At 31.9% G+C, this 8,877-nt stretch carries 5 protein-coding genes; all 5 read left to right on the top strand.

Annotated elements, in window-relative coordinates; all coding sequences use genetic code 11:
* Positions 1–438: 438 nt before the first annotated feature.
* The 5 genes from ACP6PK_RS21235 to ACP6PK_RS21215 all read left to right on the top strand — a co-directional run bounded on the left by ACP6PK_RS21235 (position 439) and on the right by ACP6PK_RS21215 (position 8,481).
* Complete coding sequence (locus ACP6PK_RS21235) at positions 439–1,056, top strand: hypothetical protein (RefSeq protein WP_426562398.1); 618 nt, start codon at positions 439–441, stop codon at positions 1,054–1,056.
* Between the two features lie 6 nt (positions 1,057–1,062).
* Positions 1,063–3,537 carry an OmpA family protein gene (locus ACP6PK_RS21230; RefSeq protein WP_426562396.1) on the top strand — a complete coding sequence of 825 codons (2,475 nt, stop codon included), beginning with the start codon at positions 1,063–1,065 and terminating at the stop codon, positions 3,535–3,537.
* 30 nt (positions 3,538–3,567) lie between these two features.
* A complete protein-coding gene (locus ACP6PK_RS21225; protein WP_426562402.1) occupies positions 3,568–4,104 on the top strand; it encodes a Rab family GTPase in 537 nt (178 codons plus the stop codon).
* A 1,489-nt stretch (positions 4,105–5,593) separates the two neighbouring features.
* Entirely contained in the window at positions 5,594–7,147 is a 1,554-nt protein-coding gene (locus ACP6PK_RS21220) for a sensor histidine kinase (RefSeq protein WP_426562394.1), read from the top strand.
* A 752-nt stretch (positions 7,148–7,899) separates the two neighbouring features.
* Positions 7,900–8,481, top strand: a complete 582-nt coding sequence (locus tag ACP6PK_RS21215; protein ID WP_426562392.1) for a thioredoxin family protein — start codon at positions 7,900–7,902, stop codon at positions 8,479–8,481.
* Positions 8,482–8,877 lie beyond the last annotated feature (396 nt).

Raw genomic sequence — 8,877 nt, 5'->3', positions numbered from 1 at the left:
ATTTTCCTTATTTGTCAATCCTATCCCTTTTAGGGAGAGGTAATTATCAATTATCCATTATCAATTATCCATTATCCATTAATGAAAGGATTTTAACTTGCTATTATATCAAATCAGGATTATTAGTAATTGTAAGTCATTGCAAATGAAACTGAGTGGAAGGAGCAATCTTAGCGCGAGATTGCTTTCTATCGTCGCGATTCTATTACGGCAGGGTTTAATATTCTTTTAACAAACAGTTTCTTATTATCACTGATTTTCATTTCAGTAGACTAAAGTAGGAACATTCCATGGAACGTCCCTACAAGATTTTGGTTGTGACGATATAGTTTCTCAATCTGAAAAGCGTTGTATATTCAAGTCTAAGCAAAATCAAGTAAAATAAAAATGTAAGCTTTTTGGCTTATACTGAATTTTGGCAATTTACTAGGAGAAAAGATGGCCGACTTAACTAAAGAAGAAATGCGTGAGAGACTAGGAAATATTGATAAAATTCGCGATATAATTTTTGGCTCTAAGCTGAGAGAATACGAAAATCGTTTTGATAAGTTAGAATCAGAAGTATCTCTAGTTAAACAAGAAATTCAAAATCAAATAGAACAAGTCAAAAATGCTTTTTCTACAGAGCTACAAGCTACGGTTGATTCTATGGATCAAAAAATTAGAAGTATAAATTTAAGTTTGCAAAATAATCAAGAAGATATTGGTGAAACTAAGGAACAAATTGAACGGGTAAATCGAAAAATTACTACTACTAAAGAAGCTTTAGATAAAATTATTGATAATCAAACAATTTCTCTCCAAGATAAATTATCAAAAACAAGGGAGAAACTAGAGAATGATGTTAGTAATCTGAAAACTCAAATATTTGAGCAACTTGAGAAGCAGTTTTCTTTACTTCAAGATGGCAAAGTTTCACGGGATGATTTAGCAGAAATTATGTTTGAGGTTGGCATGAGAATGAAAAAAACTGAGTTAATGACTGAACTTAAAGAAGCAGTAGATAAAAATATAGGAACAGACATTTTAGTATCAGATAAAGATTTAATAAAGTAGAAATAAATGGCTTACTTGGACAGAGAACCTGCTAAGAATCAGAAACATATAGACAATAATCAATCTGTTGAACTGAATGTAGAAGCAGTTGAACAGCTAAAACGTTTATTCGATTTATTAGCAGACCTAAACTTAATTGATGTTCCTGAAAATTTGACAGATAAATCTAGTGAATCTAAGGAGCAGATAAGTTTTCTGGAAAAGGAAGCTAGTCTAATTGAAAATCAGGATGACTCTATCAATCATTCTCTTCAAAAAGAGTCTGGTCAAAATCAGGATAATATTATAGATGTAGAAAATATATATACTAATAATCAAGTCAATAATCAAACAAGAATATTAGCTAGGCAAGAATCATTACTTTTACCTGACAATAAACTAGAAAAAAAATCAGAATTTTCCAATAATTATCAACAGTATAATGCAGAAACAGAAGCATTTGAAGCTTTGCAGAATCTATTACTTGGTTCAAAAGTAGCTACATTAATTCGGAGGCTAAATACTAACTTAGGCAACAAAAGTTTCGATGATCATCAAAATGAATTAAATAATCTATTCAATCCTTTACTATTAGAAAATTTATTCACTCATTTAGGTCAAACAGAAGGAGATGTTATAGAAACAATTACCCCAATAATTGACCAAGTTATACAAAAAAGATTTCGACAAGATCGAGAAGCAATAAGTTCTGCACTAGCTCCGATATTATCTCCGGCAATAGCAATACAAATAAATCAAGACCCCCAGCTAATGGCTGAGGCATTAGCACCAATTATTGATATTATTATAAGTAAGAAAACAGAACAAGACCAACAGTCAATTATTGAAGTTTTAGCACCTTTATTTCCAGTAGTAATTTCCTATGTAATACAGAATTATCCTCAAGAAATTGCTAAGGCATTAGCACCAGAAATGGGAGCTGCAATTAGAGAACAAATTAAGATAGATAAGCGACAAATTTCCCAAGCATTAGCACCAGAAATGGGTACAGCAATTAAAGAGCAAATTTTCTTAGAGCAAAATTCTATAGTTGATGCTTTATATCCTGTAATTGGCAGTACAATTTCTAAATATATGACAGAAGCAATTCGGGAAATTAACGATAAAATTTCAGATACATTTAGTTTCAAGGGAATAAGACGGAAAATTCAGGCAATTTTTCGAGGAGTTTCTGAGGCAGAACTTATTCTCTCAGAAATAATGGTTTTTACTGTTCAAGCAGTATTTTTAATTCATAAAGAATCAGGTTTAGTAATTGCTGAAGCTCAACAGTCTGGTCGAGAAAAATTAGAATCAGAAATGGTGGCAGGAATGTTAACAGCTATCCGGAGTTTTGTGAATGATTGTATTGTTCAGTCTGGAGATATTTCAGAATTGAATCAGATTGAATATGGAGATTCAAAAATTATTTTAGAAGTTGCTGGATATTGTTATTTAGCAGTAGTAATCAAAGGAGAAGCTAACAAGTCGTTTGTGAAAGAATTACGACAAACACTCAGTAACATTGTGATAGATTACGGTAAAGATATTAAGAATTTTGCTGGAGACCCAGATACAATTCCTAGCTCAATTAAATTATTACTAAAAGCATTAATAGATATAGATGTACAAGAAAATCAGAAACTCTCTGTTTCTAAAGCACCTACTGCCATATTAATAATTTGTGGATTAATTGTAAGTTTAATTTTAATTCCCTGGGGAATCTATCAGTATTACAGTAGACTTTATCGAACTGTTGAAGTAAAAATTTATCAAGCTTGGGATGATGTTCCAAAGTTAGCCTTTTATAGTTTAAATGCAGAAATAAAAAGAGGTTCTTTAACTTTAACAGGACAATTGCCAAATCAAAAATTACGCAATCAAGCAGTAGAATTAGCAGAAAAACAGGCTAGTCTTTATGGTTTAGAAGTAGATAATCAAATAGTAGCTATAGAAGTACCACTTGACCCCTCGAAAGTAAGTGGTGAAGTAGAGCGAATCACAAAAGCATTAAATCAAATGGAAGGTGTGTCCATCACCAGTAACTATATGGAAGATAAAGTAACAGTAAAAGGAACAGTGATGGATATGGCAGATGCTCAGAAAATAATTAGAAAAATTGAGCAAGTCCCTGGAGTAAAATCTGTCATTACCACAATTAAACTAAGTCCACTAAAATTGAAAAGTCGCATCTATTTCGAGCCAGGTTCAGCTAAACTTGAGCCTACTTATACACAGACAATAGCCGAAATTAAAAAATTTCTCAGTCAATACCCTCAAAAACATCTTAGGATAATAGGTCATACAGATCGTACTGGCAATCCAGATATTAACCGAAAATTGGCCATGCAAAGAGCTAATATAGTCAGGGATGCTTTGGTTAAACAGGGAGTGGACGCCAGACGATTAGAAGTAGCTGGACAAACAAACTCTCCTCAAGATGTAGAGTATAACCAGCCACTATTATTGAGCAGGTGTGTAACATTTGATTTGTTTGAATGAACTGCAGAAGAAGACCGACTATAATTGACCATAATTATGATATCGAAAAAAATTTGTCTTGTTGGTGATTTTGGTGTGGGAAAAACTAGCCTAATTCGTCGATTTGTGGATCGACAGTTTAGTGACCAATATCTTTCTACAGTGGGAGTAAAAATTTCTAGTAAAGTAGTAAGTTTAGCCTCAACAGAAGCAGAAAAAAATACTTCCTTGAAGCTATTAATTTGGGATTTAGAAGGTCATACTAAATTTAAGGCGATCGCTCCTAGTTATTTACAAGGGGCGAGTGGAGCAATAGTTGTAGCAGATGTTACTCGTCAAGAAACTATAGATAATCTGGCTGAAAGATTAGAATTATTTTTCTCAATAAATCCTCAAAGTTTAGCAATATTAGCTTTGAATAAATCTGACTTAGTTGATGCAGAAATAATTAATCAACTATTACTAAAATTCAATAATCAGGAAGATGAAAGAGTTATCGCGACATATAATACATCTGCTAAAACTGGTGAAAACGTCGATGATATTTTTGATAAGTTATCTTATAGAATAATGGTAAAAACAGCTTGAAGGACGAATAAGTAGTTAGGAGGTAGGAGACATAATTAGGGTTTGCTGAAAAAGTCTTTTTAAGGAGTAGGGGAGTAGGGGAGTAGGGAGTAATTTTTTTCCCAACTCTTGCTGAAAATATGCTCCTTTTTGATTTTTCGGTAACCGTGCATTAAGAGCTGAAACAGGCGTACTTTTTAGCAACCTAAAAAGGCTAAAACCTTGATCTGTAAATACTTTTAGATTTAATCAACAAGCCCTAATTAATTAGTTGTAGATTTAGTGCCGCATAAAGACTACAAATTTTATGAATCAAGATACAAGTATTATGAATAAAGACTAAAAATATTAGGATTTGGTGGGGTTATTATATGATTTAGCAAAATTAAAACTTGATACTTGATACTTGATTTTAAAATTACTTTATAATTAAGTATTTATTCGTAGATTGTAATACCTAATACCAGTTGCCAGAAACTTTGCTATACTTGGATTTTATATTTATGGCTCTCCTAGACTTGTTATAGCTTCTTAGTAGTTTAAAATAGCTCTAAACTTTTAAATAGCAGATGATTCAACAAAATAAAAAGGAATTTTTATTAAAATAGCTTTTTTGTATTTCCATAATCCTTCTATAGCAATAGTTATGGAGTTCCTAAGTGTAGTAATTTATCATAGCTACCGTAGAAGAGCCATACTTATGAATATTATTTGTTTGAGTAAATACTTGTTATTTAGTAACTTTTTTTATGAATAAAAGTTATTTTTTCCAACTTCTAAGTAGAGCAAGACTTTTGATAATTGGTATAACACTTTTTTTTCAGGATATGTAGCAAATCCTCTGGTATTGGAGCGTGTAAACCCCAGAGTAAATAACTATAGTTTTTTCTGGATCTTAAACCTTATATTCTAGGTAATTAAGGCGTTTTTTCTTCTTGCTTCTTGCTTCTTACTTCTTCCTTACCCTTACCTGACAATACCGATGCTACCGGACATGATATTATTACCTAAAAATTGTATGGAAGTAATTGATTATGACTCCTGACTCCTGACTACTAAAAAATTCCCTACCTATTTGTACTAAACATTTATCAAATTGGTATTACTACAGAATTATATGCAAAATTTAGAAGTCATAGTTTTGAATTAAGTAGGTAGACAAAATTATTTATATATTTGCCATGTATTTACTAATCGGCTATATTCTCTTTACCGAATAATTAAGGTTTAAAGCCTATCCTTTAAAGGAGAAACAAGCGGTCGTTTGCGGAGCATCCCGTTAGGATGGGATGGCGAGGTCTCCCGCTCTTGCAGAGCCGCTTCGCTAACGCCATATCCAATCGACCAAGAGAGAAAAAATTTTTCTTTTATTCAATCCTATCCGTTTTTAGGGAGAGGTAATTATCAATTATCCATTATTAAACTCTTACCTAGCAGCACTAAAATATTAAATTAATTCTGTCCAGGTACTTATTCCTCAATAAATAAATTTTTTTAGTTTGAACTACCCATGATTAACCTATTAAAAAAACTATTCTTATCTCGTCAGACAGAGTATTTGATGATTAATTCACAGTTAAAAATTTTAGAGGTATCAAATGGGTTAAAAAAATTTGCTGAATTTCCAGAATTAGCAATTCCCGGTGAAGATATTCAGAGTAGTTTTCCAGAATTAATAGGATCTGAAAAAATACTAGAGGAAGTAATTAATGGCAAGAGAGAAATTTTTGAATATGAAGGAGTTGCTAGGTCTTCAGAAAATCAATCTCCTCTATATATAAATCTATCTATAATTGCAGATTTTAATTCAGATTTATCAGAAAAAAACTTAGTAGTATTAGTTGAAAATGTCACAGAAAAAATGCTAATGCAGCAGCAGTTAATTCAAAGCGCCAATGAATCTCATCTTTTATTAAGTGCTTTGACTGCTTCTCAGGATTATATTAATAAAATTATTACCTATATGGCAGATGTTTTATTAGTGACAACAAGTTCTGGAGTAATTAAAACTATTAATCATGCAGCAGAAATTTTATTTGACTATCAACAAGAAGAGTTGGTAGGGCAAAAAATTTCCATGATTATTCCGCAAGAAAAATTACTACATAAAGCGCGACAAAAACATCTGTTATTACAAGGGAAAATATCTCAAGACGTAGAATTAATTTGTCAGAACAAAAGTGGAGAAAAAATTATTGTTGAATTTTCTTGTTCAGTAATTCAGACGGATGTGGAAGGAGTAGAAAATTTTGTTTATATAGGTAGAAATATTACAGAGAAGAAAAAAGAGGAAGAAGAAATACGTCAAGCTTTGGAACAAGAACGAGATTTGAGAGAAGTAAGGGGTCGTTTTTTCTCAATGGTTACTCACGAATTTGGTAATCCTTTAAATACAGTTTTATTATCTAGTCAATTGCTTCGATCTTATGAATATCAAATTACTGAAGCCGAAAAAAATCAATATTTAGTTTACATTGAAGAATCTACACAAGAAATGCTTGAACTGCTAGAGGATGTCAGATTTATTGGTAAAGCAGATGCAGGAAAACTGAAATATAAACCAGCACCTATTGATTTGATTAAAGTCTGTAATTTTATTGTCAACTCAATTCAAGTTACTGCTAGTAATAAACATACTATTAACTTCACAGTTAACAAAAAAAATCCTACAAAATCTAAGTCTAAATCTGACAACAATGAGGCACAATTTTTCTTGATGGATGAGAAACTAATTCGCCATATCTTAAATAATTTATTATCCAATGCTGTTAAGTATTCACCGACAGGAGGTAAGATAGATTTTGAGTTAAATTTGAATGATAAAACAGGCATTTTTAGAATTAAAGATGAGGGAATGGGTATTCCAGTTGAGAACCAAGAAAAATTGTTTGAATCTTTCTACAGAGCAAGTAATGTAGGCCAAATACCAGGAACAGGATTAGGATTATCTATTGTTAAACAGTGTGTAGATTTGCATGGTGGAAAAATAGATTTTTCCAGTGAAGTTGGTAAAGGAACTACTTTTATATTTGAAATTCCATTAGAAAGAGTCTCTTCAAATTAGGTCAAATTAGGTCAAATTAGGGAGTAGGGAGTAGGGAGCAGGGAGTAGGGAGTAGGGAGTCTGGGGGTGTGGGAAGTGTGTTCAATAATTAATAATTAATAATTAATAATTAATAATTAATAATTAGGGTTGGCTGAAAAAGTCTTATGGGTGAGGGTAGGAGTCAGGAGTCGTAGGGGCGTTTCATGTCGCGCAGCGAAACGGCCATGTGCTAATGCAAAGCTCCGCTTTATATGTCGCTCCGCGTTAACGGAGTTGTGCGATAGCAAAACGCCCGTACAGGAGTCAGGAGGAGTGGGGAATTTAGAGGAGGCAGTCGGAAGAATTATCCCTTGATTTTTCAGCAAGAGCGTCAACCCAAAATTCTAACTTTTTGAGCCCCTTAGAACGAAAATCTTGTACTTTTTCCAAACCTAAAAAAGCTAAAATATTTATCTGTCAATGCTTTTATATTTAATCAGCAAGCCCTAATTACCTCTTCTTCATAATAAGAGAATTGGCTAAAATGATTTTTTTTCTTTATTTATCTATCAATTTAGAGGCTTTATACCTTAATTATTCGGTAAAAAAATACTATACTTATTTGAATAATGACAAAAATGCGGTGTTTTTTTCTAGAAAATCTGGGATAAGGAATAGCGAATAGCGAATAGGGAATACAGAATAGAAAAAATACTGTACTTGATTTGAATGATGATCAAAAATGTGGTATTTTTTTGCTAGAAGTAAATTTATATAGGAATAACCATACTATGGCTTTAACAGAGTCTACAATGCTAACATTGGCAACTCCAGCACCAGATTTTCAGTTACCAGATGTAGTTTCGGGGGAGATAATTTCTCTATCAACATTTGAGGGAAAAAAAGCATTATTAGTAATGTTTATTTGTCGTCATTGCCCATTTGTTAAGCACGTTCAATTAGAACTTGCAAAAATTGGCAAAGATTATATTCCAAAAGATGTGGGAATTGTCGCTATTAGTTCCAATAATATTGAAACTCATCCTGATGATGCTCCAGATAAACTAAAGGAAATGGCATTAGAATTAGGATTTAATTTTCCCTATTGTTTTGATGCAACTCAGGAGGTAGCAAAATCTTATACTGCTGCTTGTACTCCTGATTTTTTCTTATTTGATGGTGATTTTAAATTAGTATATAGAGGACAATTAGATGATAGTCGTCCTAGTAATGAAAAACCATTAACGGGAAGTGATTTACGAGGAGCTTTAGATACAGTTTTAGCAGGAAAAAATATAGGAGAAGAACAAAAACCTAGTGTGGGTTGTAATATTAAATGGAAAACAGGAAATGAACCTTCTTATTTTGGTTAGAGAAAATTTTTAATATGGTTGAAATAAAGTCTAATATTGCTAGGAGATAATATGATAAATATAATCGTAAGCATTGAAATTTTAGTTATCAACAATTAGCTAATTTCATAAAGTCAGAAACTTTTACTGAATATAGTAATAGATAAATTTGTTTGTCACCCCATGAGGTAGAAAATTTATCAATTTGAGCTGAAATTTTCACAGAATCAGGATTTACGGCTCAACCATATATATAGAGTTCAAAACTCAAACGTTATAGTTTTTAAACTCTATATATAGTAATTTGCCTAAGTTCTGAGCATAACTACTATTTCTGTTACGATCATAGCCTGAACAAACAAAATCAGGATTTACGGCTCAACCATATATATAGAGTTCAAAACTCAAACGTTATAG

The sequence above is a fragment of the Dapis hubbardiae BLCC-M172 genome (assembly GCF_050016015.1).
Taxonomy (GTDB): domain Bacteria; phylum Cyanobacteriota; class Cyanobacteriia; order Cyanobacteriales; family Microcoleaceae; genus Trichodesmium.
This window is presented reverse-complemented; position numbering and strand designations above follow the sequence as displayed.